The sequence below is a fragment of the Acidithiobacillus ferriphilus genome (genome assembly GCF_018854775.1).
Lineage (GTDB): Bacteria > Pseudomonadota > Gammaproteobacteria > Acidithiobacillales > Acidithiobacillaceae > Acidithiobacillus > Acidithiobacillus ferriphilus.
The window spans coordinates 1-592 of sequence record NZ_JAAZTY010000257.1 but is presented as its reverse complement, the minus strand read 5'-3'; the positions used below and the strand labels follow the sequence as shown (position 1 = coordinate 592).

1 pseudogene is annotated in these 592 nt (G+C 55.4%); it reads right to left on the bottom strand.

What is annotated here, in order from left to right:
* Positions 1 to 592: pseudogene (locus HF921_RS13770) on the bottom strand (heterodisulfide reductase subunit B); the annotation flags it as partial.

Here is a 592-nt window from a genome sequence, read left to right as displayed (position 1 = left end):
CATAACGTGCAGCCATTCACTGTAGTGCACCACTTCTTCGGGGATGACGATCTTGCCGTCGACCAGACGGCCAAGCTTGCCCAGGATCTTCTTGACCTTTTCGCGCAGTTCAGCGGATTCGATCAGATACTTGCGGATTTCCTTGTAATTGCCGAAGGAGGTGCCACAGTGGACCAGAGGGAAGAAGTGGCCATTCTCAAAGCCGTGCTGTTTGCCGGAGACATAGGCCTGATGGAAGTTGCGCAGGAAAACGGCGGCGAGGGATTCAACGTTGCCGATGCCGGAACCATGGTAGTTCCAGGCGGTGCAGGAGGTCTGGTCGGTTTCGTCCAGATAATCGACCCCAAGGTGATTCATGAACCACATGAGACTGGTGGGGTAGCCGGGGATATTGCCGCACTGACCACAGCTTTTGTGATGCCAGAGGTTGTTGGTGGGAACCCGTTTTTTCCAGCCAAACAACGTATCCACCTCAACCGCCTTATGATCGTCGGTGATGCGATGGACGATGATCTCGCCTTCCTTCTCCAGTTCCCACATGTGATCGCGAATGTCGTCCATCCGCTCACCCAGGTCCACCGTGCGCCGGTCA